At 60.3% G+C, this 22,836-nt stretch carries 13 protein-coding genes; 5 read left to right on the forward strand and 8 right to left on the reverse strand.

Annotated elements, in window-relative coordinates; genetic code table 11:
• Window positions 1-245: 245 nt before the first annotated feature.
• On the reverse strand, window positions 246-1,238 hold the full coding sequence (cmoB, locus tag Mal15_RS27390) for a tRNA 5-methoxyuridine(34)/uridine 5-oxyacetic acid(34) synthase CmoB (protein ID WP_147870677.1): 993 nt from the start codon (window positions 1,236-1,238) through the stop codon (window positions 246-248).
• A gap of 261 nt (window positions 1,239-1,499) precedes the next feature.
• Window positions 1,500-2,543, reverse strand: coding sequence for a Gfo/Idh/MocA family protein (locus tag Mal15_RS27395; protein ID WP_147870678.1), 1,044 nt, complete (start codon window positions 2,541-2,543; stop codon window positions 1,500-1,502).
• Window positions 2,544-2,970: 427 nt separating this feature from the next.
• On the opposite strand from Mal15_RS27395, the gene mfd reads away from it, so the two are divergent.
• The gene (gene mfd / locus Mal15_RS27400) at window positions 2,971-6,249 is read left to right on the forward strand and encodes a transcription-repair coupling factor (RefSeq protein WP_315854276.1); all 3,279 of its coding nucleotides are present in this window, start codon (window positions 2,971-2,973) and stop codon (window positions 6,247-6,249) included.
• Between the two features lie 559 nt (window positions 6,250-6,808).
• On the opposite strand, the gene Mal15_RS27405 is transcribed toward mfd, so the two are convergent.
• Entirely contained in the window at window positions 6,809-7,288 is a 480-nt protein-coding gene (locus Mal15_RS27405) for a hypothetical protein (RefSeq protein ID WP_147870680.1), read from the reverse strand.
• 302 nt (window positions 7,289-7,590) lie between these two features.
• Between Mal15_RS27405 and Mal15_RS27410 the strand changes: the two genes are divergently transcribed.
• Window positions 7,591-8,076, forward strand: coding sequence for a CBS domain-containing protein (locus Mal15_RS27410; RefSeq protein WP_233903058.1), 486 nt, complete (start codon window positions 7,591-7,593; stop codon window positions 8,074-8,076).
• 257 nt (window positions 8,077-8,333) lie between these two features.
• Here the strand turns inward: Mal15_RS27410 and Mal15_RS27415 are convergent, their stop codons facing one another.
• The gene (locus Mal15_RS27415) at window positions 8,334-9,767 is read right to left on the reverse strand and encodes a hypothetical protein (protein ID WP_147870681.1); all 1,434 of its coding nucleotides are present in this window, start codon (window positions 9,765-9,767) and stop codon (window positions 8,334-8,336) included.
• 631 nt (window positions 9,768-10,398) lie between these two features.
• On the opposite strand from Mal15_RS27415, the gene Mal15_RS27420 reads away from it, so the two are divergent.
• Window positions 10,399-13,194 carry a coiled-coil domain-containing protein gene (locus Mal15_RS27420; RefSeq protein WP_233903059.1) on the forward strand — a complete coding sequence of 932 codons (2,796 nt, stop codon included), beginning with the start codon at window positions 10,399-10,401 and terminating at the stop codon, window positions 13,192-13,194.
• Window positions 13,195-13,251: 57 nt separating this feature from the next.
• Here Mal15_RS27420 and Mal15_RS27425 read toward each other — a convergent pair whose 3' ends face one another.
• On the reverse strand, window positions 13,252-14,367 hold the full coding sequence (locus Mal15_RS27425; protein ID WP_147870682.1) for a cysteine desulfurase family protein: 1,116 nt from the start codon (window positions 14,365-14,367) through the stop codon (window positions 13,252-13,254).
• 602 nt (window positions 14,368-14,969) lie between these two features.
• Between Mal15_RS27425 and Mal15_RS27430 the strand changes: the two genes are divergently transcribed.
• On the forward strand, window positions 14,970-16,247 hold the full coding sequence (locus Mal15_RS27430; RefSeq protein WP_147872571.1) for a DUF1559 family PulG-like putative transporter: 1,278 nt from the start codon (window positions 14,970-14,972) through the stop codon (window positions 16,245-16,247).
• Between the two features lie 269 nt (window positions 16,248-16,516).
• On the opposite strand, the gene Mal15_RS27435 is transcribed toward Mal15_RS27430, so the two are convergent.
• A complete protein-coding gene (locus Mal15_RS27435; RefSeq protein ID WP_147872573.1) occupies window positions 16,517-17,485 on the reverse strand; it encodes a type I phosphomannose isomerase catalytic subunit in 969 nt (322 codons plus the stop codon).
• Between the two features lie 363 nt (window positions 17,486-17,848).
• Here Mal15_RS27435 and tatC point away from each other — a divergent pair, with 363 nt between their 5' ends.
• On the forward strand, window positions 17,849-19,000 hold the full coding sequence (tatC, locus tag Mal15_RS27440; protein ID WP_147872574.1) for a twin-arginine translocase subunit TatC: 1,152 nt from the start codon (window positions 17,849-17,851) through the stop codon (window positions 18,998-19,000).
• 62 nt (window positions 19,001-19,062) lie between these two features.
• On the opposite strand, the gene Mal15_RS27445 is transcribed toward tatC, so the two are convergent.
• Window positions 19,063-20,550: a hypothetical protein gene (locus Mal15_RS27445; protein WP_147870683.1), complete on the reverse strand. Its 1,488-nt coding sequence runs from the start codon at window positions 20,548-20,550 to the stop codon at window positions 19,063-19,065.
• Between the two features lie 755 nt (window positions 20,551-21,305).
• Window positions 21,306-22,775, reverse strand: a complete 1,470-nt coding sequence (locus Mal15_RS27450; protein ID WP_147870684.1) for a DUF1501 domain-containing protein — start codon at window positions 22,773-22,775, stop codon at window positions 21,306-21,308.
• Window positions 22,776-22,836 lie beyond the last annotated feature (61 nt).

Below are 22,836 nucleotides of genomic sequence, written 5' to 3' on the forward strand. Positions count from 1 at the left end.
CGATGGGGGCAAAACGATGGGGGCAAAACGATGGGGGCAAAACGATGGGGGCAAAACGATGGGGGCAAAACGATGGGAAGGCAGAATGATGGGAAGGCAGAAGGATGGGAAGGCAGAAGGATGGGAAGGCAGAAGGATGGGAAGGCAGAATGCTGGGGCGTGAGTGAGTGCTTCCGCTAGCCGGGCGATGGTCTTGGCAGTCTCCCGTCACCCCTTTTTTTGTCGCCCCTTTTCGTTCCTGCTAATCATTCTGCCTTTTTCTTCTTTGCGACCACGGTCGCTCGAATCGGACCCGGGTAGCCTTCGACCGTCTTGGACGGGTCGTCAGGGTCCAGAAAATCCGTCAGTGACTGGAACGTCATCCAGTCCGTCGAGCGTTGTTCACTGGTGTTGGTCGCGGTGATGTCGACCGTCTGGATGTCTTCAAAACCGGTTCGCCGGATCCACCGGCAAAGCATCGCCAGCGAAGGAATGAACCACACGTTTCGCATCTGCGCGTAGCGGTCTTCGGGAACCAGGACGTTGGGCTGGTCGTCGTCGATGATCAGCGTTTCCAGGACCAGTTCGCCGCCGGGGACCAGGGCCCCTGCAAGGCTGCGGAGGTGATCGATCGGGCTGGTCCGGTGGTACAAGACCCCGGCGGAGAACACGACGTCAAACGCCTGCAGCTTTTCTGGCAAATCGGTGTCGACCATCGGCACGACAAAATTGCGCCGCGGCTTGGCCTGGTAGCGATTGAAGACTTCGAACTGCAGCAGGAATCGCAGAATCGGGTCGATGCCCATCACGATCGACGCCCCCGCCTCCAGCATCCGCCAGCCGTAGTAGCCGTTACCGCAACCGACATCCAGCACGGATTTGTCGCTCAGGTCGACGGCATGTGCGATGCGGTCCCATTTCCAATCCGAACGCCATTCGGTGTCGATCGTCAGATCCAGAAAATCGAACGGGCCTTTGCGCCAGGGGTGAAACGCCATCAGCGTCTCGCGTAGCGCTGTCGATTGGACGGCCGGTCCGACCACCGCGACGCGGCCGTCACGGCACTCCAGTTGGCGTCCCTCGGCCGGCGGCAAGGCGTCCAAGTTGCGGACCCAGCGTTTCAGGTCGCCGTTGGTCGGTTGGTGCAGCCGCCGCGCGCAGGTCTCGGCGACCGAGTCGGCGAACGCATCGTGTCCGCGGCTCCGTAGCCATTCGTCCAGAGGACGGCGGTCGAACCAAGCGGGGATGCGGTCGGGCATGGGAAGATGAACCAAGAAATATGAAACCACGCGACGTCGATTCAACTCGTTCCAAGGCTCCGCCTTGGAACGGGCCGCAGCCATTATTCTCGTTCCAGGGCTCCGCCTTGGAACGGGCTGCAGGTGTGGCTCCTGCCACACAAACCACACGCAACGCGAGGCGGAGCCTCGGGTAATCGCCGTTCCCAGGCGGAGCCTGGGAGCGAGGTAGGAATTGACCTGTCCTCGAACGCGAAGGCGGGCTCGGGCCTGGCGATCTGATCAGCCCAGCTTCACGATCTTGCCGGTCTTTGCACTCTCGTAAATCGCGCAGATCACTTCGACACTGCGGCGGCCTTCGTGGCCGTTGATGGTCGTCGGGCGGCCTTCATTGATCGCTCGGACGGTTTCCTCGATGATCTTGGTGTGGCCGTCGTGGCTGATCGCGGACGGATCGGACGCCCCGCCGCCGGTGTCGGTTTTGCCGACCATTTCGGCGCGGACTTTTGCGTCGGTTTCCGTTTCGTTGGCAAACTCCCAAGCCTTGATGTCTTCCTCCTCCAGGATCGCGCTGCCTTCGTTGCCGCTGATCTCGATCCGTTTGAGCGCTCCGGGGTAGGCGGTCGTCGTCGCTTCGATCACGCCCAGTGCGCCGCTTTCGAACTGCAACGTCGCCACCGCAACGTCTTCGACTTCGATGCGTTCGTGTGTCAGCGTCGACGTCATCGCACTGAGTTGCTTGACCGGTCCCATCAGCCACAACAGTAAATCGACGCTGTGGATCGCTTGGTTCATCAGCGCGCCGCCGCCATCGAGTTTCCAGGTCCCACGCCACTCCCCGCTGTCGTAGTACTCCTGGCTTCGGTACCACTTGACGTAGGCATCGCCCATGGTCACTTTCCCGAACCGCCCGGAGTCGACGGCTTCCTTCATCAACAGGCTGGACTGGTGGAAGCGGCTCTGGAAGGCGACGCTCAGTCGCACGCCGGCTTCGTCACAGGCCTTGATGATCTGGTCGCAACGCTCGGTGGTGATTTCGAGCGGCTTTTCGACGATCACGTGTTTGCCGGCTTTGGCCGCCGCGACGGCGGAATCCAAGTGCAAGCCGCTGGGGGTACAGATCGAAACCGCCTGGATTTCGGGATCGGCCAGCATTTCCTCCAGCGAGCCGAATCCGCGCCCGCCGTGCTTTTCGGCGAACGCATCACACTCCTGCTTGCGGCGGCTGTAGGCACCCACCAGGTGGGCGCCTTCGGCATCGGCGATGGCCCGAGCGTGGAAATTTGCGATCATGCCACAGCCGACGATTCCGATTCCGATACTCATCTAGCGTCCTCTTCCCGGTGATTGGATTCAGTGGTTCGGCCGTGATTGTCGCCTTAAAACCGAGTCCTGTGAACCGCCCCGCGGCAATGCGGTCTCGATCTTTTCGTGCCGTTAGAGTCAACTAGGGCGCCGTCCGCGTTAAATTTTCGGGTTGCGATTGTCGCGCGGGAAAGGGGACAGCAATCGTTGGTGTCTCGCCTGGAGTCGATTCCGCGCCGTTGCTTCACAGTGATCGTGGGCGTTCGCAGTGATCGTGGGCGTTCGCAGTGATCGTGGGCGTTCGCAGTGATCGTGGGCGGCCGAAGCCTGTATACCAACGCGAGTGCCCTTGCCATTCGTTTCTGACACCTCTTGGCAGCCGCGACCACCCCCACCGAAACCCAACCGATCGACCTTGTCCATCGCCAGTCCCCTCGGAACGCAGCGTTTGCTAGAAATCGTTGACTTGTTGGACGAGCATGCGCAGATCGGCGCGGCGATCGCTGCGTGTTCCCCGGGAGACCAGCTGGCGTTCTCGGGCGTCTGGGGATCGCTTCGCGCGGTGTTGGCCGCCGCGGCGGCGCGGCGCTGCCCCAACGTGCTGATGCTGTTGCCCCAAGCGGCCGACGCCGATGTGGTGGCCGGCGACGCGATCGCATTCGGAATCGCCGATTCGCTCGCGCTGCCGCTGAGCGTGGGACGCTCTGGCAAACACGCGTTGGCCGACAGCGATTTGGCCGAACGGCTGCAGGTCCTGAATAAACTCCGCGGCCGCGAATCGGGCGACACCGATCCCCTGTTGGTGACGGCCTACATCGGCGGGGCGATTCAATTGGTCCCCACGCCCGCCCAGATGGAGGCGTCCACAAGGCGGCTTGCCGTCGGGGATCAGGTCACGATGGACGCGGTCGCCGGTTGGCTGGACCAGAGCGGGTTTGTCGGCACCACCGCCGTCCAACTGCCGGGGGAGTACGCCACGCGGGGCGGGTTGATGGACATTTTTTCGGTCGACCAGTCCAATCCGATCCGGGTGGAATGGTTCGGTGATGAAATCGAATCGATCCGCAAGTTTGACCTGGGCAGCCAACGGAGCGTCGAATCGATCCGGGAGGTCGAGATCACCGCCGTCGGCGCAGATGATCAAACGTCCGAAGATTCGTTGCACGACATCGACTTGGGACCGATCACCGACTACCTGCCTGACGACACGTTGGTGATTTTGGTCGATCCGCATGACAGCAAGCTGTCGGCCGAAACGCTGTTGGCGCGGACCGATGACCACAGCCATTTCACCGATTTTGCCGCGCTACTGGCGTCGATGTCGCACCTGAAGGTGGTCACGGCGTCGCTGTTGAATGAAGGTGCCGAGACGACGATCGATCTGCAATCGACCAGCGCCGAAGGGTTTGCACTGGCGCTGGAGGAAACACAAACGCGGATCGACACCGTTGCGGCCGACCACGAGATTCTGTTGGTCGGTGACACGCCTTCGGACAGCCAGCGGCTGATGGAACTGTTGGCCGAAACCGAGGCGGCGCGGAGCGGGCACATCAAACCGGCCGTCGCCCAAATCAGCGGCGGGTTCCGTTTGACCGCCGCCAAACGTTTGGTGCTGACCGGTGCGGAACTGTTCCACCGCAGCCCGGTGCGGCGTGGCAAGACGCGTGCCGCGGGAAAACCGATCACGACGTCGATGCAGTTGGATGCGGGCGATCTGGTCGTTCACCTCTCCCACGGCATCGGGCTCTACCGCGGACTCGACCACATCGAAAAGAACGGCCAGCACGTCGAACACCTGGTCATCGAATACGACGGCGGATCGAAGATCTATGTGCCCGCCTCGCGGATCGGGTTGATCCAACGCTACGTCGGCGGCACCAAGAATCGTCCCAAGCTGGCCAAGATCGGCGGGCAAGCGTGGGTGCGTCAAAAGAAGGCGGCCGAGTCGGCGGTGACCGACATGGCCAGCGAGTTGTTGGAATTACAAGCCAAGCGGACCGGGCGGCAAGGCATCGCGTTCGACCCCGACCACATCTGGCAACAACAGTTCGACGCCAGTTTTCCCTACCAGGAAACACCGGACCAAGTCACTGCGATCGCCGATTGCAAAGACGACATGGAAATGGTCAAGCCGATGGACCGGTTGATCTGTGGTGACGTCGGGTTCGGCAAAACGGAAGTCGCGATGCGGGCCGCCTTCAAAGCGGTCACCAGCGGCTATCAAGTCGCGGTGTTGGTGCCGACGACGGTCTTGGCCGAACAGCATTTTCACAACTTTCGCAATCGAATGGCCGAGTTCCCGGTGCGGATCGAGAAACTTAGCCGGTTCTGTTCGGCCACCGAGCAGCGCCAAACGCTGAAGGATCTGAAAGCGGGCAAGGTCGACATCGTCGTCGGCACGCACCGCGTCGCCGGAAAGGACATCGCGTTCTCCAACCTGGGACTGGTGATCATCGACGAAGAACAGCGATTCGGAGTCGGGGTGAAGGAACGGCTGAAGAATAAACATTCCAACGTCGACGTGTTGACGCTATCGGCGACCCCGATCCCGCGGACCCTGCACATGGCTTTGGTCGGAGTGCGTGACATCAGCAACTTGGAGACACCGCCGGCCGAGCGACGAAGTGTCGAAACCGTCGTCACCCGCTGGGACGACAAACTGATTCGCAGCGCGATCGTCCGCGAACTCAATCGCGGCGGTCAGATCTTTATGGTGCACAACCGGATCGGCGACATGGAGACGGTCGCCGAGAAGATCCGCGGCATCGTCCCAGAGATTCGCATCGTGATCGGGCACGGCCAAATGGCCGAGGGCGAACTGGAGCAAGTCATGGTCGACTTCATCGAACACAAGTACGACATGTTGCTGGCGACCACGATCATCGAAAGCGGACTGGATATCCCCAATGCCAACACGATCTTCATCGACGACGCGGACCATTACGGACTGAGTGATCTGCACCAGCTGCGCGGTCGCGTCGGACGCTACAAACACCAGGCGTTCTGCTACATGATGGTCGCCCCCCACAAACACCTTTCCCCCGAGGCGAGCAAACGGCTGCGGGCGATCGAGGAGTTCAGCCAGATGGGCGCCGGGTTTGCAATCTCGATGCGCGACTTGGAGATCCGCGGCGCGGGAAATCTGCTCGGCAGCCAGCAAAGTGGTCACATCGCCGCGGTCGGCTATGAGATGTATTGCCAGCTGCTCGAAGAGGCGGTGCGGCAGATGCAAAACCTGCCACCGGCGCTGTCGGCCGACGTCGACATCGACCTGCCGGTCGAAGCCTATTTGGCGCCGGACTATGTGCCCGATCTGCGCCACAAGATCGATCTGTATCGTCGGATCGCAAAACTGGAGAGTGCCGAAGAGATCGGGGCGATTCGCGAAGAGTTGTTGGACCGTTTCGGGCCGCTGCCCGACGCGGCCGAACGGATGTTGGAGCTGGCCGAACTGCGTCTGGATGCCGCCGCCTGGCAGATCGCATCGGTCACCAGCGACGCCCGCTTCATCGTGCTGCATTACACCCAGCGGCGACGTGTCGAGACGTTGGCCAAGCAATCGAAGTACCCGGTGCGAATCGTCGACGGCAAGCGCGCCTACATCCCACTGCGTCCGCAAAAGAAACCGGGGACGACTAAAATGCCGCCGAAGAATTATCCGGAGATCGACATCGACGATCCCACCGGAGCCGGGTACCTGAAACTGGCCCGCGGCGTTCTGGGGTGATGAACCATCCAGCCGGCAGCGGCGGCGAGCTCCTGTACGATGGCCCTTCCGGGCCGTCGCCGGTGTGAGTCAGGTGAGGGATGGCAGAATGGTGCGGGGCAGAATGATACAGGGCAGAATGATGCGGGGCAGTATGATGAGTCGCATGGACGCTGTCGCCAGCCGTCTGAACCTTCTTACCTCGTTCCATGGCTCCGCCTTGGAACGCGCCGCACGTGTGGCTCCGGCCACAAAGGGACGGGACTCGAGGCGGAGCCTCTGGAAATTCCCGTTCCCAGGCGGAGCCCGGGAACGAGGCGATGTAGCTACCTTCGCCAGAAGGTGGATCCCCGGGGTATTACCTCGTTCCAAGGCTCCGCCTTGGAACGCGCCGCACGTGTGGCTCCGGCCACAAAGGGACGGGACTCGAGGCGGAGCCTCTGGAAATTCCCGTTCCCAGGCGGAGCCTGGGAACGAGGTGATGTAGCTACCTTTGCCAGAAGGTGGATCCCCGGGGTATTCCACGCTCGCATCGAGCGTAGCTACCCCCAAAGTGGCGCTGTCCAGCTAAACACCAGCGTTACAGGTACATGCCCACGAAGCCTTGACCGAGTTCGTTTTGTTCGGCCAGCTTTTGCATGCGGGCTTCGGTCTTGGAAAGATCGCCGGCGGCGATGTAGCGATCGAACTCGACCAGCACGGCGTGCTGAACCGATTCGGCGAAGAAGTCGACGATCGGCTGGGAGAGCCAGCCGCAGGTTTCTCGCAACAGTTTGACGTTCAAGTCCACCGAACGGGTCTTACGATCTTCTTGCCCCGTCAGCGCCGTGCCTTCGAATTCGAATGCGATCTCACCGCGGTCGATGGCGTTGGTCAGATGAAACACACAACTGCAACGATGCAGGTAGTAGGTGTTGTGCGTACCGTGCTTTTTCATCGCGGCTTTGACCCGTTGGACGAATTGCTCGTACGCCGGGGATGCGTCCAGGGGGACGTCCAAGCGCGCGACGCTTCGCAGCGGCAAGCAATCGAATTCGATTTCGACCCATTGGCCTTTCATTGGATTTTCTCCTGGGGTTGTGAAAAGAATCACATGGCATGACCCGGCGTGTGTCCAGCCCCGCCGAATCAACGGGCCGCATACGGAAAACCTAACGCCACAACGGACTTTTTGCGAGTCCGGGGGCTCCGCTACGACGATTCCGCAGCCGGCCGCGCGTTGGCAAAGGATCTCCACGACCACGAGAATTTTCTTGACACCCGTGCCGCGGGAGCGAACAACGGGAAAACGCCGGCTGTCCCTTCATTCATCGTCCTCGGCCGGCCTTCGTTTCCTATTCTAGCCACCCCGGAGTGATCCCTATGATGCCCAACACCTGTGCCCGCGACATGATGGTATCCAACTTGACGACCCTCTCGCCAGACATGGACGTCTTGGAAGCGCTTGATGTACTGTTGCGACATCGAATTTCCGGTGCACCGGTGGTTGATCGGGACGACCGTTTTTTAGGAATCTTTTCGGAAAAGTCTTGCATCCGATTTGTGGTCGACGCCGCCTATGAGCAGATGCCGACCAACAACCTGATGTCCTTTGTCGATCGAGATCCTCCGACGATCGAAGCCCGCACGGACTTGCTGACCATCGCTCAAACCTTTCTCGATGCGTCCTGTCGACGGTTGCCGGTGTTGGATGCGAATCGGCGATTGCTGGGCCAGATCTCACGCCGTGATGTGATGCGTGAGGTTCGCGATCATTTGAACAAGCAAGAGCCTGTGGCGACCGGAGCGGGGTTGTACCTGAGCGCGGTGGTCGACGGGGTGGACCGTCCGTTCCGGGCGGCGAGGTAGGGGCGTCGGATTTTTCTTACAAGCCTGAAGCGCGAGCGAGAGACGCCGCGCAAGCGAGCGGCGTAGGGCCAGGTGAAGCCAGAAACCTGACCGGCAGAGGTCGGGTGCTCTTTTTGTCGATGATCCTGAGGGGAAGCGAAAGTTTTTCTGGCGCTCGCTGAACCACGGGGAGAGCGACGTGTGGCCCCTCGCTTACGCGTCGGGCTGGCAGGCGTCGCCCTGGCAGGCGTCGCCCTGGCAGGCGGTGCCGGTAATGGTTACGTCTCGGTCAGCATGGCCGCGGCGGCCAGTTGCTGGATCTGGCGGAGTTTGGCGAAGTTGTCGCGGTACAGTACCGAGGTGGCTTCTTTGGTTTGCCGCAAGCTTTCGCGGACCTGGTCAAAGTACTGCCTCACCGCCTTGTTTTCGACTTGGTGCTGAGCCAGGTCCTGCTCCAGTTTTAGCTTTTCGGTCTGCCCTTTTTCCAGCATGCTGACCGTCGCTGCGACGGCGGCGTCCAAGACTTGCTTTTCGTACTCCATTTCCGCGATGCGGATATCGAGTTCGCTGATTTGCAGCCGAATGCGTCGCAGCACGTACCGATAGTCGTTCAACGGGCGGAGGTAATAGGTGTCGACCAGCGAGGCGACTTTCTCTTGGTCGATCAACAGCTTGGCGGCTTCCTCTTTGACGATCAATTCGTCACCGACGGCAAACGAGATCGATCCGCCATCGGCGCGTTGCAGACTGCTATCGACCGCCCGCCCGTTGTTGTCAAAGAAACCGCCTTCGAGCGCCCCGCGCTGTTCGGGGCTGTCCACGTCGATGGTGTACTTTTGGTCGAAGCGGATTTTGATCCAGCGCGCCGCAGGGTCCTCGGGGGATCCCCGTTGTCCGTCGCGCAGGTAGTTGGCGATCGTTTCCTTGTTGGATTCTTCGCGATTGGCCCTCAGGATCATCTTGACCAGTTCGTCGTCGACGCGGCCCAGGATGTTGTCGTCATCGGGCTTGCTGCCTTCGGCGATGAACGGTTCGTGACCGTCCAGCGGCAACATTTCATACAGCGACCAGCTTGTCGCCCGACCGCTGTTGATCGCATCGATCTGGTTGCGTTCCAGCGGGAACGTGGGGGCGATGGTGACCACGTTGGGCTGGCTGGCGATGACTTTGAATTCGCCCAGGTACACCATCGGAACGGGTTGTTCCAAGTCGCGAAACTTACCCTCGGCGAAGCCATAGACGACCAATCCGAGCGGGATCAGTGGGCCGGTCGCATCGTCAGCCGGCGCTGCGGGCTGGCCTGGCACCGCGGGGGCTGTGTTGGCACGCAGGATGATCTGTCCCGAGGGGTCGGCCCCGCCGAAAGACAAACTTCTCCAGCGGCGACCCGCTTCGGTGCCGAGATTGGAGAGTTTTAATGCCAGCGACTTGAGCCCTTCACCATCGGTCGAACCGTCCGAATCGCCGTACTGGATTCGCTCGTTTTCCTCTTCCACGCTCTCGAGTCGTTTCTCGAGGTCCTCCTTGATCTTATGCCACGCTTGCCGGCTTTTGAGCACACCCGCGGTGGGGAACAGCAAGATCACCGCCAGCAGCATCGCGATCACTGCACTGGTGATGTGGTACCAGCGCCACTGATTGGCCGCTTTGACCACCATCACGACGAAGGCGATGAACATCGCCAACAGGACTGCCAGAATAATGAATTTCATGATGGTTCGGTGGCGACAGATCGTCGTCAGAGGAGGCGATTGATTGGGGCCCGCGGGGTTGCGGTGCCGGTGCCCCGGAACCTTTGATCAGGCTCCGAAACAGGGTTGGTGCGGAAAAGGTGCGGAATTCCGACCGATGGATACTAAGTTGGGCAAGATAGAGCGTCAAGCATTTCTGTGCTTTCCGAGCCGCTTGCCTGACTGATTCAGTCCTCTAGGGCACCAAACGGCGGCTCCGCCCGTATTGGGGGCGATGCTGCCTGTCCCCAGACCGCTGCGCCCGAAGCCGCCTGCCGGCTGAGTCGGTTTCTCCGAATGGGTGGGGCTGTTTTGGCCTACAACCCGAACAACCGTCACAGCCCGAACAACCTGCCCCCCTGGCGTGCCAAAACGGCCCACAGGGGGATCGAATCGGTGATGATCTGCTTGCTCCCGTTCCGAATCGATGGATGGGTTGTTCCGGCAATGCCAATTGAACGACTCGATGGACTCGCAGCGAATTCCCTTTTGGTAGCAATTCGCCGCATCGTAACCATTCGAACGGAATCGCGGATCAAACGTGGCTACAAAAAAGACGACATTGCGATCAGGGTTGGCTGGCGCGAAGGCAACCTCAGGGAAACGAAACCGATTGGCCACGGCGCTGATCAGTGCCTCGCTGGCGGCCCTGACCGGGATCAGCGCGATCGGATGCCACCGGCAGTACTACCGCAAACAGGCCGACCAAGAAGTCCATTGTCTGTTGCAGGAAAAGACCTCGCACGTCGCGCGGCGGCCGAACACCGACCTGAGCATTCAAGTCGATCGACGCAGCCGGATGTACAACCCGTTCGATCTGGATTTCCAGCCGATGCCGATGGACGATCCGGCATCCCATCGCTACATGCAATGCGTCGACGGACGTCGCGGCTACCCGATGTGGGACGCGGCGGGATTCACCAACTCGGTGGAAAACCCGGACTGGTGGCAATTCTTGCCGTTGGACAAAGACGGCGTGCTGGTGCTCAACTCCGACACCGCCGTCCAGGTCGCGCTGCTGCATTCGACGGAATACCAGCAGCAACTCGAAACGCTGTATTTGTCGGCGCTGGACGTCAGCAGCGAGCGGTTTCAGTTCGACACGCAGTTTTTCGGCGGCAGCGGAGCATTCTTTGATCTCGGTGGAGATGACACGCCCGGTGGAGACAACTCGGATATCGGGCTGGGTTCGACGGGTCTGAGTTTCAGTCGCGCCTTCGCCCACGGCGGCAGCCTGGTGGCCGGCGTGGCGAACAACATCGTCTGGGAGCTGAGCGGCAACAACACTCAAAACGCGTCGTCGCTGATGAGTTTCGAACTGTTCCAGCCGCTGCTGCGTCAAGCCGGTCGCGACAAGGTGATGACGCGTCTGACGCTGGCCGAACGGTCCTTGCTGGCGAACATCCGCTCCTTTGAACGATTCCGTCGCGGCTTCTATCTGAACGTCACGGTCGGACGCAACATCGACGCGAGCGTTCGCCGTAGCGGCGGTGTGTTCGGCGTGGGCCTGTCTGGGTTCACCGGGCTGGGCAGCGGCTTGGTCGGCGGCGGCGGCGGCGGTGGCGGTGGCGGCGGCGGTGGTGTTCAGGACGCCGGCGGATTCATGGGGCTGCTGCAAGACCAACTTCAGATCCGCAACCTGGAAGAAAACATCGCGAGGTTGAGCGAAGACCAGTTGGTGTTGGAGAACACGCTGATCGAATTGTTGACGACGATTCCCGAAGACCCGCAAGAAATCGTCAGCCAGCGGTTGCAAGTCGCTCAACAGAAGAGTGCCCTGTTGTCGCGACAAAGCGAGCTTGTGGGACGCAAGGCCGCCTACCAAGCATCGCTGGATCGCTTCATGAGCACGCTCGGTTTGCCGCCGTACATCTGCGCCCGCATCGAAGACCCGATGCTAGAACGGTTTGAGCTGATCGATCGCGAGTTGCGGTCACGCCGCGAAGAATTGACCCGGTTGCGCAGCATCGTCGGGGACCTGAACCTGGCCTTGCTGGGCGAAACCGAAGCGGGCACCGACCCCGACACCGGACTGCCGATTTCCCGCCTGTCCTGGACCCCGGCCGTTCAAGAAACCGTCGCCAGACTGCAGGCCGAGTTGCAACCGTTGGATGCGTTCCTCAACGAACTGCTGGTTGATGACGCGCCGATGGTGGAAACCGACATCGCGAAGTTGGCCGAAACGATTCCCCAGCGGATCCAACAGAACGACCAACTGTTGGAACTGTACAAGACCGAGCGTGAGAGCATCTGCACCTTGTTGCAGGTCGACAGCATCGATGAATCCGTCTTCGACGTCAGCGAATTGTCGACATTGCAATCGACTTTGGGCGACTCGTTCGAAGGCCTGATCGAACGTCTGCAGTCCTACCGATCGCGATTCGCGACCATCAATGCATCGCTGAATCAATTCGTCAGCGAAGGCCCGCAAGACGCCACGCCGATCGAATTGTCCAAACAGATTCGTGAAGAGCTGATCTTGGCGACACAGGACCTGCTAGCGGCACTCGGCGACGACGTCTTGACGATGCAGCTGATCCAGGCTCGCGCCCGCACCGAAAGCGCCCTGCTGCCCGAGGTCAACATCCAGCCGGCCGAAGCGTTCGAAATCGCCCGCCGCAACCGACGTGACTGGGCCAATGCTCGTGCGGCGTTGGTCGACAGCTGGCGAGCGATCGAGTTCATCGCCGACGACCTGGAAAGCTCGCTGGACGTCCGCGTCAGCGGCGGCGTCGGGACGCTGGGAGGAGAAAACAACCCCTTCGCACTGCGTGGCAAATCGAGCACCTTGAGTGTCGGACTGGAATGGGATGCCCCGATCACACGGCTGCAAGAACGAAACACCTATCGGCAATCGCTGATCGAGTTTGAACAAGCCAAACGCGGCTACTACGAGTACGAAGACAGCATCTGGCAATTGTTGCGGGCCCAAATTCGGCAGCTGCAGGTCAACCGCGTCACGTTCGAATACGGTCGCCAATCGGTTCGAATCGCAGCGGCACAGATCGAGCTGAACTCCGACCTTCGCGAACTCCGCGACGCTCGCGGGCTGAGCAGTGGTCCGACCGCCGCCCGCGATACGATTTCGGCCCTCGAGGATTTGCTGGACGCCCAGAACGCGTTGCTGAACATCTTCGTCAATTACGAAGTCATCCGGCGTGGGTTGGACCTGGATCTGGGGACCATGGAACTGACTCCGGAAGGCATGTGGATCGACCCCGGCCCGATCGACCCGGAATACCTGCTGACCTTGCCGGGAACGACCGTCCAAGCCGTGCCCGGTGGTGATTGCAGCCGCTGCGGGATCCGGATCAAGAACCAGCCGCAACCGCCAGATTTCCGCGGCGTGTACATCCAAAACCCCGAGCTGCTGGAGATCAACCAGGTCGGCTTTGAAGACGGACCGTAAATCAACAGGCCGTTAGCAGGTGATGCCCGGATCCCGGGCTCCGCCTGGGGGTGAACGTCACCCGTCAAACGCTTCGGCGATCAATCCGGCGGCGCGTTCGACCTGCTCGTTGCTGGTGGTCCAGCCGAGTGAGACGCGCAAGGTGCGACCGATTTGAGAATCGCTGCGTCCGATCGCACGCAAGGAACGCGTGAATTCGTCCGGCGGCGAATTGGCTTGGGCGGTGGCCAGGGCCAGTTCCCGAGCCGACTCGTGGATGCGCCGCGCGTCGCCGGGCAATTCAATGGCAACGGTGTTGGGCAATCGCGGCGATGCTTCGCACAGGACCAACGGTGGAGACGCCAGTTGCGCCGCGAGATGTTGGACGAATTGGTCACGAAGCTCGGCCAGTTGGTCGTTGGCTTGGACGCAGTATCGTTCGGCCAGGCTGGCCGCGGCGCCCAGGCCGATGCAGCCGGGAATGTTCTCGGCACCCGGACGCAGCCCCATCTCGCGGGGTTCGCCGAACGTGATCGGATCGAGTTGCAACCCTCGGCGGACGTAGATCGCACCGGAGCCTTTGGGGCCATAGAACTTGTGTCCGCTGATCGCGACCGTGTCGGCGCGCAGGTGTTTGACGTCGACGGGGACCTTGCCGAACATTTGCGTCGCGTCGCAGTGCAGACAGATTCCGCGGTTGTGGCATCGATCGGCGACTTCACGGACCGGCTGGATCGTGCCGACGATGGCGTTGGCACCTTGCAAACACACCAGCCGCGTGTCTTCGCGAAGCATCGCTTCGACTTTCAATGGCGAAATGATGCCCGACGACTCACAGGGAATCGTCTCGATTGTCCAGCGTGGATCCCGCGCGGGTAAACCGGAAAGCGGCCCGAGTACGGATTCGTGTTCGAGCTGGCTGACCAGGACGTGCCCGGGTTCGGCCGCACCGAGCAGCCCCAGGATCGCCAAGTTGTTCGCTTCGGTCCCGCCGCTGGTGAAGACGATTTCAAAGGACTCGCATCCCGCCAGGGCCGCGATATTTTCGCGTGCCCCCTCAAGCGCTTCGCCGACCGCGTGGGCGTGGGCGTGCTCCTGGCCGGGCAGCATGTAGTGCGTCGCCCAGTAGGGCTGCATCGCTTCGAGCACCGAAGGGGCCAGCGGGGTGGTACGGTTGAAGTCGAGATAAATCACGGAAACAGGGGAGCATCGACGCCGATCGGGCTCGGCGAAAAACGAAAAGGGGCGGACACGAGACCCAACACCATAGTCGGCATCCCAGAGTTTTGCAGGTTCCGGGCAGCGTTCCTAGCGGTACTCCCCCCGTCGGTGAGCGTGCCATGCCAGCGGGACGCGTCACGGCCTGTCGATTTAATCAGCCGTTTGGCGCGAGCCTACGGGCGCCAGAGCGCTTTCTTGGTATAGGAAGCCCGTACGCTCGCGCGTAACGGCTGATCCCACGTGTGATCGGACAGAATCAACAGGCCGGTCAGCGGGCGGCCCACGGTGAAATCTGCCGCCCGCGGGCCCCTTGCTGACGCGACGGGCTGGCAACGTTCCCCACTCAGTGGACAAAAACTGCCATCCTTTTGACCAAACCGCCCGAAATCGGGAGCGATTTTTCTAGCATTTCAACGGCCGTTGCATTTGCACTCGCTCTGAAATACGGCGATAATGCAGTCCGGTGAATCGTGCGGGAACCGATTACAAACCCATGCCGGCCAGTTCGGATACATTAAAGGTCTGATTGAATCGGATCGCTGGTCTCTTCTTCTCTTCGTTCGGAACGCGAGCAAATGAAACGTCAAACAAAGGGTTTCACCCTGGTGGAATTGCTGGTGGTGATCGCCATCATCGGGATTTTGGTCGGTTTGCTGCTGCCCGCGATCGGTGCCGTACGCGAACGGATGCGAAACGTGCAGTGCTTGAACAACCTGAAGCAGCTGGGTTTGGCGACACAGAACTTTCATTCGCAGAAGGGGCGGCTGCCGTATTACGTGAATGATTACGGAGCGTTTGCGGGCGGAACCAACGACCCGGCGGTTCCCGGCGGACCTCCGATCGCGGCGCACGTGAAAATAGGCGGCTATGGCGTCGATTTGTTGCCCCTGTTGGACAACCAACCGCTGTACGATCGATGGTCGCTCAACAAGTTCCCCGTGATCTCGGCCGACGATAGCGGCGGATTCGCCGCTTGGAACGAACTCTCGGGCGCCACCGTCGACGTGTTCCGTTGTCCCAGCAGCACGGTGTCCCGAGGCCGGTTCGGCTACAACAGCTACGTTGCCAACACCGGTTCGGTCGACTCGGGGCCCAACAACGGCAGCCCTCCCGCGTTCGTTCAAAATGTGATCGACAACACCGGGGTCGCTGGGCGTGGTTTCGTCTTTAATCAGGCCGAAGACAGCAAGAACGGATTGTTCCGAATCGGCTACATGGGCGTGACGACCAGCCCCGGGTACACCGCCTCGGCCCCGAGCAGTCCATTTTCGCTTTCGGGCGGAAAAATGACCCTCGAAGACATCCGTGACGGCCAATCCAACACGGCGATGTACGGTGAAAACCTGCAAGCACTCGGCTGGTATCGCCCGGGTTTTCTGGAAGGCAACGACATGAAGAGTATTCATGCTGCCACCGGACAATTGGATTGGTCACAGCCCTCGTCAACTTCCGACTCATCCATCGCGGGCCCGTCGATTTTGCAATGCTTGTTGCGGGCCAAGTTCTCCACGGGCATGGTGTGGCATTTCGAGGACGATGACCCAAGTGTCCCCGCTTACCCCGGTGGCCCCAACAATCCGGTCCGAGCCGTTCACCGAATCAACGGGACCGCCGGCACGACGGGTGGCGATCGGAACGATATTCTGGAAATGAATCTCAGCAATTGCCGCGATTTAGCTCGCCCCTCATCCAACCACCCCGACCAAGCCAACATGGTGTTCGCCGATGGAGCGACCAAGTCGATCCCAAACAACATCGATTACCGGGTCTATCAAGCAATCTTGACGTCCAACGGTGCCAAGAGCGAAGTCCCGGCATCAGATTTCATCCTGACCGACCAGCTGGCTCAGTAGACAGCAGGGCCGATGCCAGCGGGACGCGTGACGGCCTGTTGATTTAATTCGATCACACGTGGGATCAGCCGTTTCGCGCAAGCGTACGGGCCTCCAATACCAAGAAAATGCACTGTCGCCCGTAGGCTCGCGCCAAACGGCTGATGAAATCAACAGACCGGTGAGCGAGCGGCCCCACGATTGTCGACGCTGTGCCCCTTGCTGACGCAGCGGGCTGGCAATGGCGGAGGGCTGGCAATGGCGGAGGGCTGGCAATGGCGACGGGTTTCTCACTCTGCCCGCAGCACCGTCGATTCGGCATCGACGCTGATCGAGCATTCCGGCATCGCCGCGGGCAGCAACACGGACTGGCCACGTGACAATTCCATCGTCTCGGTCGGGGTGTGGAGCGTCGCGGTCCCGTGCGGGACGGTCAAGATGTGAAACCGCTGGTCACCGCCGACCTCCCCGCTGCCCTTTTCCAACGACGACAATTCAAACTTGTCACAGGCGACCAGACGCTGCCAGCCGTCGATCGCGGGATCACTCTGACGGGCCTGGACCGGGCCGGATTCGTAGTCCGAAACCTCCAACGATTGCTCGACGTGCAGCGGTCGCGGATTCCCGTCGGCGCCGATGCGGTTCCAATCGAACAACCGGAACGTGGTGTCGCTGGATTGTTGGATTTCGGCGATCACCAAGCCGGCGCCCAGGGCGTGGACGGTTCCCGCAGGAATGAACACACAGTCGCCGGGGTTGGGGGAAAAGGAATGCAGCACACGATCGGTCTCCCCGGCGGCCATCGCTTCGGCCAGTGCCTCGCGATCGACGCCGCGTTTTAATCCCGCGTAGATCAAACTGCCCGGCTGGACATCGACGACGTACCAGGCTTCCGTTTTGCCGCGGTCGGGCACCTGCATGGTCTGGCCGTAGGCGTCATCGGGGTGGACTTGGACCGATAGGACGCGGTTGCAGTCCAGGTATTTCAGCAGCAGGGGAAACATCGCGTCGGACGTCGACTTGCCGAGCGTCCAAGATGCGTCATTTTGAATCAACCCGGAGAGCGTTTTGCCGGCCAGCGGACCGTTTTCGACCACGCTTTGGTCCTGGCCGTGGTCGACGATTTCCCAGCTCTCGGCATAATTATTCTCGTCGCCGATCGGTTTACCCAGCAGCTGCCCTAGTTTCGAACCACCCCAGAGGGTTTGTTTGATCAGGGGGCGAAAAATCAGCGGATAGGGGGATTCTTTGATCGTCATGGTGTATTGGGCGGTGACAAAAGGCGGCACAAATGGTTCAATTAAATGGATAATGAATCCGCGGTCACGAAGATCTGCCTGAAAGCGCCAAATGTAGCGGACAAGGACAGTCCGACTTTCCGGACGCTTTTGCTAAACTGTTCGGCTATGGACATCGGCCGAACGCCAGGATTCCCTTCTGACGGAATTCTTTCTGGTGGTCCGTTCGCCGTCGTCCGCTGATGTCGACTGCGTCGGTCATTCGCGCTCATTCAACTTTCCCGGAACAGTTAATCAATCGTGGACGCTACGGCTAAACGCAACTCCTCGGCCCGCCCGCCTCAAGCCACGCGGCCGAAAGACGATCTCTTCGAAAACTCGACGATGACCTTCGGCGAGCACCTCGAAGAGCTGCGACATTCTCTCGTCCGAGCCATCATCTGCCTAGGCATCGGATTGGCCTTCGGACTGACTGTTGCCAACCAAGTGGTTCGCTACGTCGCCGAACCGCTGAAAGCGGCGATCGTCGATTTCAACGCCAAGCGTAGCCTAGCCATGCTGGGCTACGAAGACATGGAGGATCCAGATGTTCAGGCGTTGTTGCCGTTGATCACCGAGCGGTCGCTGAAATGGCAGGTGATCTACGAAATCCCCGACGAGCTGCAAAACCTGACGCCCGAATCGATCGAGCTGGTTCCGGCGGCCGGGGAAACGAGCCCAGACGAGGAGCCCGCCGAAAAGTCCGACGCTGAAAAAGGCGACGCCAAGAAACCGGCCCAAGAGCAGTCAGCGGAGCCGGTGAAGCAGACCGCCGGTGCCGTGGTGACGGAATCAGCGGCGATGGCAACTCCGGGGACGCGGGTCAAGCCACGTGAGATCGCGGACATTTTGCGTGCCCTGCCCGCCGCATCGGATCTGCGTCCGAAAGTCCAGTTCATTCGCGACACCAAGGGTTTGAGCACGTTCAAGGTCGAAGAGTCGTTCATGATCTGGGTCAAGGCGGGATTGATCGTCGGCGCCGTGTTGTCCTCACCGGGCGTGTTCTATTTCCTGTGGCAGTTCGTCGCCGCGGGGCTGCACCGACACGAACGCAAATACGTCTACATCTATTTGCCGGTCAGTGTGACGTTGTTCGTTTCGGGTGTGGTGCTGGCGTTTTTTCTGGTTTTGCACTACGTGTTGAACTTCTTGCTGGCGTTCAACGGCAGCATGGATGTCGAAGTCGAACCGCGGCTGACGTATTACATCAATTTCGTGCTGTTGCTGCCGTTGGGTTTCGGGTTGGCGTTTCAGTTGCCCTTGGTGATGTTGTTCTTGCAGCGGATCGGGTTGATCGAAACCGAGATGTATGTCGGCAGCTGGCGTGTGGCCATCCTGGTGATCTTTATCTTGTCGATGTTGCTGACCCCGGCTGATGTCACCAGCATGGTCGCGTTGGCGGTTCCCTTGATGGTGCTTTATTTCCTGGGCATCGCGATGTGCCACTTCATCCCGCGCGGTCCGGGGTTGGGTAGCGGAGCGTATGATCCGGCCTAGGAGGCATCCTTGCCCCAGCCGAATGTCATCGGAGCGCATCAAACGCTCTCGGAGGAATTGATTCAGGCCAAACGATCGGTCAGCAGTTGCGTCAGCAGATCTTCGGCCAACGGGGAATCGCCACCGAACACGATGTCATCGCCGCTTTCGCCGAAGATCCAATCGTTGCCGGTTCCGCCGAAGATGACGTCGTTGTCAGACTCTTCAACGGCGATGTCGGAGGAATCGTCGGTGTCCTCGGCAACCGGGTCGACCGTCTCGTCGTTGTTGTCATCGGAGTCCTCCGCGACAGGCTGCGGGTCGATGATGTCCGACTGAGACTCGGGGGCATCGGAGGCCTCGTCGGTCACTTCACCGTCGATGCCACCGGTCACTTCACCGTCGGTTTCTCCGGTCACTCCACCGTCGACTTCTTCGGTCACTCCACCGTCGACTTCTTCGGTCACTCCACCGTCGACTTCCCCGGTCACTTCACCGTCGACTTCTCCAGTCACGCCACCGTCGGTTTCTCCGGTCACTTCTCCGTCGACTTCTCCGGTCACTTCACCATCGACTTCTCCGGTCACTTCACCATCGACTTCTCCGGTCACTTCACCGTCGGTTTCTCCGGTCACTTCACCGTCGACTTCTCCGGTCACTTCACCGTCGGTTTCTCCGGTCACTTCACCGTCGGTTTCTCCGGTGACTTCACCATCGACTTCCCCGGTCACTTCACCGTCGACTTCTCCGGTCACTTCGCCGTCGGTTTCGTCGACGGGATCGACCGCGACTTCATCGACCGGATCGCTGGTCACTTCCCCGGTCGGTTCAACGGCATCGTCGACGGTGTCTCCATCAGCGGCGTCAACCGGATCGGGGTCGCCGAGGATCCCGACGGTGTCGTCGGACGTTGCCTCCGCGGTCGCCTCGGCGTCATCCTCCGCGACGGGTTCCAGTTCGCAATCTTGTGAATCGGCATCACCGTTGGTCAGCAGATCGCCCAGCGGAGTATCGTCGATGTCCTGGTCGGCACCGTCTTCTGCTGAGGGTGCGTCATCGGAGGATTCATCGACGACCGTGTCTCCTCCCGACTCGGAATCCGCGGACGTATCGCCGGTCGAATCATCAACCGCTTCGTCGGCCGAGTCGATGATCACGTTGTCGCCGGGGCCTCCCAAGATCACATCGTCGCCGCCGCCGCCGAGCACGACGTCTGCGCCGGGGCCGGCGACCAGGATGTCTCGGCCGGCGCCGCCCATCAGGACATCGTTTCCACCTCCGGCCCGCATGATGGAGTCGATGGAGGTTTCGTTGACCAACAAGTCATCGCCACCGAGTGCTTCGAAAATGATGCCGTCGATTTGATCGGCGTCAAAAGTCTGCTCCATCGACGCGACTTGGCCGTCGGCACCTTCGGTTTGCAGTTTGACGACGACAGAGTTTTCGACCGTGTAGACTTCTGCAATGTCGTTGCCGCCGGTGCCTTCGATGTGCAGCGTTGAATCCACAACGCCGATATCGGCAGCCAACAGCTTACGGCTTTCCAGAGCCTGTACACTCAAACGTTTCATACCTTTTTATCCTTCGATCAAGGTGTGATGTGTCGAAACGCGGCCTGCCCATGCAGTGCGATCGCGTATCAACCGTGACGCTCGCCGGGAACGGTGTTGCGTTCAATCGCCGGTGAGCGTTGAAACGTCGGAAGAAGCATCGACCGGGCCAATCACCGGGAGCGAAAACGTGCCGCCCAAGAATCTGCCGCGATTTGCGGCCTGAAATAACGATTGCGGTGATCAAACGATGACCGAAAAAACGTCATCACGCGAAGAATGATTTTCAAACCCGCAGGTAATTATTTCAGGATTGCGGGTGGATTGATTCAAGAATCGTGTGTTTCACGATCGGGGTGGTGGGGAGGCAGGCTGACTCGCCCCGATAACTCGGCCAAAGGCCGTTCACACCCTTAGCCTTGGACATCGCCCAAGGTCCAATTTGAAAATCGAGATCAGTTGGCCAACGGCCATAAACATCCGTAGGGGCATGATAAAGCCTTGTCCATGGCCATTGGCAAATTTCGAGATCATTGGCGGGCGTCCTGGGGCGGCGCCGCCTCGCTAGCGCTCGGACGGCTTGCCCCGGGCTATGGTTTGCATGCCCTTCAGGCAAATAGGTGAGTCGACACTGGATGATCGCGGAAGGATCTCTCCTGCACTTGACGCGTATCGAGGCAAACACACTGCCGCTGCCTTCACCCGCTGCCTTCACCCGCTGCCTTCACCCGCTGCCTTCACCCGCTGCCTTCACCCGCTGCCTTCACCCCGCCTGTTCACGACAACAGCGCCGTCAACGCTTGTGCCTTGACCAACTCACGGGGCTGATTGAGGTGGTTGTAGACGATCGTTTCGGGATGGATTCCGAAGCTGTGGTAGATCGTCGCCAGCAACTCGGAGGGGTGCACCGGGTTTTCCAACGGTGCCGACGCGGTCTTGTCGCTTTTGCCGTGCACATAGCCCCGCTTGGTTCCCGCACCGGCCATGACGGCGGTGTAGCAATACGGCCAGTGATCGCGTCCGTCGTCGGAATTGTTGTTGCCGCTGGTGCTGACTCCGCGTTGTGGGCTGCGGCCGAATTCGCCAACGGCCACGACCAGCGTGTCTTCCAACATGCCGCGGTTGTCCAAGTCTTCGATCAAGGTCGACAATCCGGCGTCCAACATCGGCGCCGATTGGTCCTTCATCCGCTTGCTCAATCCGCTGTGGTGGTCCCACGAATGGTTGTCGCTGTTGGCAACCTTGGGCCAAATGACTTCGACGACGCGCGTCCCTGCATCGACCAGACGTCGCGCCAGCAAACAGCTTTGGCCGAACGTGTTGCGACCGTATTTGTCACGCAAGTCGTCCGGTTCGCTGGCCAAATCGAATGCCTCGCGGGCTCGCCCCGAAACGATCAGCGACAGTGCGCGGTCGTAGTACTCGTCCAGCTCGAAGCTCTCGACGGCCTTATTGATTTCCGGCATTTGTGCATTTAGCAAATCCCGCAGTTGTGCCCGTCGCTTCAGCCGCACGCTAAAGACTTCCGGCCGCAGTTTCAGATCGTCGATCTTGATGCGATTCATCTTGTCCATGTCCAAATCATCGCCGTCGGGGTACAGCGTGTAGGGATCATAGGATTTCCCCAAAAAACCCGCCGTTCCGCCTTTGCCGACCACGTTGGACTCCTGCAACGGGCGTGGCAGCATGACGAAGGGCAGCATCGGTTCATCGACCGGCTGCATTTTGACGATGTTGCTGCCGAAGTTGGGAAAGTCTTTCGGCGATGGCGGTTCCAACTGTCCCGACGGGCTGACTTTGTCCGTCGTGTAGCCGGTCATCATCTGATAGATCGCCGCGGTGTGGTTGAACAAACCGTTGGGCGTGTACGACATCGACCGAATCATCGTGAACCTGTCGTTCAGCTGACTCAGCTGCGGCAGATTCTCGGTGAACTTGATCCCGGGAATCTTGGTGCTGATCGGGTTGAATTGGCTCTTGACGTTGTCGGGGACGTTTTCTTTGGGATCCCAGAGATCCAGATGGCTCGGTCCGCCTTGCAGATACACCATGATGATGCTCTTTGCCTTGCCCCATCCGGGACCACCGCCCAGCACTTCGCCGGCGCCCGCCGATTCGAGCTGCATCAATGATGGCAGCGACAGCCCCAGCATGCCGCACCCGCCGACACGTAGAAACGTGCGACGTGTCGGAGCCAGATGGGGATCACAAAGATCTTTTGCGGCAAAGCCTTTGAACGAAAGCATGATCAGGTCTCCGAGTGGGGCGGGGTTGGGCAGCGGTTTTGGATGAATGTGTGGTGGGCAG

The organism is Stieleria maiorica, assembly GCF_008035925.1.
GTDB lineage: Bacteria > Planctomycetota > Planctomycetia > Pirellulales > Pirellulaceae > Stieleria > Stieleria maiorica.

Excerpts from the sequence above, each read along its gene's own strand:
- cmoB (WP_147870677.1), bottom strand. The coding sequence starts at position 1,238 with ATGCCCGACCGCATCCCCGCTTGGTTCGACCGCCGTCCTCTGGACGAA.
- Mal15_RS27395 (WP_147870678.1), bottom strand. The coding sequence starts at position 2,543 with ATGAGTATCGGAATCGGAATCGTCGGCTGTGGCATGATCGCAAATTTC.
- Mal15_RS27405 (WP_147870680.1), bottom strand. The coding sequence starts at position 7,288 with ATGAAAGGCCAATGGGTCGAAATCGAATTCGATTGCTTGCCGCTGCGA.
- Mal15_RS27410 (WP_233903058.1), top strand. The coding sequence starts at position 7,591 with ATGATGCCCAACACCTGTGCCCGCGACATGATGGTATCCAACTTGACG.
- Mal15_RS27415 (WP_147870681.1), bottom strand. The coding sequence starts at position 9,767 with ATGAAATTCATTATTCTGGCAGTCCTGTTGGCGATGTTCATCGCCTTC.
- Mal15_RS27430 (WP_147872571.1), top strand. The coding sequence starts at position 14,970 with ATGAAACGTCAAACAAAGGGTTTCACCCTGGTGGAATTGCTGGTGGTG.
- Mal15_RS27435 (WP_147872573.1), bottom strand. The coding sequence starts at position 17,485 with ATGACGATCAAAGAATCCCCCTATCCGCTGATTTTTCGCCCCCTGATC.
- tatC (WP_147872574.1), top strand. The coding sequence starts at position 17,849 with ATGACCTTCGGCGAGCACCTCGAAGAGCTGCGACATTCTCTCGTCCGA.
- Mal15_RS27445 (WP_147870683.1), bottom strand. The coding sequence starts at position 20,550 with ATGAAACGTTTGAGTGTACAGGCTCTGGAAAGCCGTAAGCTGTTGGCT.
- Mal15_RS27450 (WP_147870684.1), bottom strand. The coding sequence starts at position 22,775 with ATGCTTTCGTTCAAAGGCTTTGCCGCAAAAGATCTTTGTGATCCCCAT.